The sequence below is a fragment of the Haloferax sp. s1 genome, assembly GCF_058382125.1.
In genome coordinates this window covers 1-682 of sequence record NZ_JBZRPK010000042.1, presented here as the reverse complement: position 1 = coordinate 682, position 682 = coordinate 1, and the positions used below count along the sequence as shown (strand labels likewise).

General features: G+C 63.2%; 1 protein-coding gene and 1 pseudogene. Both read left to right on the top strand.

The features are described from left to right. The coding region (locus QT222_RS00240; RefSeq protein ID WP_491475923.1) for an amidohydrolase family protein at positions 1–181 on the top strand (181 nt) is incomplete at its 5' end. Further along, positions 174–593: pseudogene (locus QT222_RS00235) on the top strand (aromatic amino acid lyase); the annotation flags it as partial. The gene QT222_RS00240 and the pseudogene QT222_RS00235, both read left to right, overlap by 8 nt. Positions 594–682 lie beyond the last annotated feature (89 nt).

The following is a 682-nucleotide window of genomic DNA, read 5'->3' as shown; positions in this document are numbered from 1 at the left end:
CGGCATCACGAGCGCCGCCGCCAACGCGCTCGACAGAGACGACGGCACGGGCACGCTTCAGCCCGGCAGCCAGGCCGACGCCGTCGTGCTCGACATCCCGTCTGCGAGACACCTCTCGTACCGGTTCGACACGAATCCCGTTTCGACCGTGCTGAAATCGGGGGTGATCGTCCATGAGTGAGTCCGCCCTTCCCGACACCGTCGTCGTCGACGGCGAGTCGCTGACGCCCGAGGATGTCGTCGCGGTCGCCCGACACGACGCTCCCGTCGAACTCCCCGACGAGGCGTGGGAGAAGATGCGCGACTCGCGCGAACGAGTCGAATCCGTCCTCGACTCCGGTGAGCCGGTTTACGGCGTCAACACGGGATTCGGTCACCTCGTCGAGACCCACATCGACCGCGAAGACATCGAACGTCTTCAGACGAACCTCATCCGGAGTCACGCCGCCGGTGCGGGCCGCGAACTCACTCGCTCGGAAGTTCGTGCGATGATGGTCACCCGTGCGAACACACTCGCAAAGGGATTTTCGGGGATTCGACCCTCCGTGGCCGAACTGCTCGTCTCGATGCTCAACGAGGGTGTCCACCCCCTGGCCCTTATACACATCTGACGGTGCCGACGATCTTACGCGCTTCCATCTCCAGCTAATGCATCGGATCCTTCCATATCTCATTCGTCATA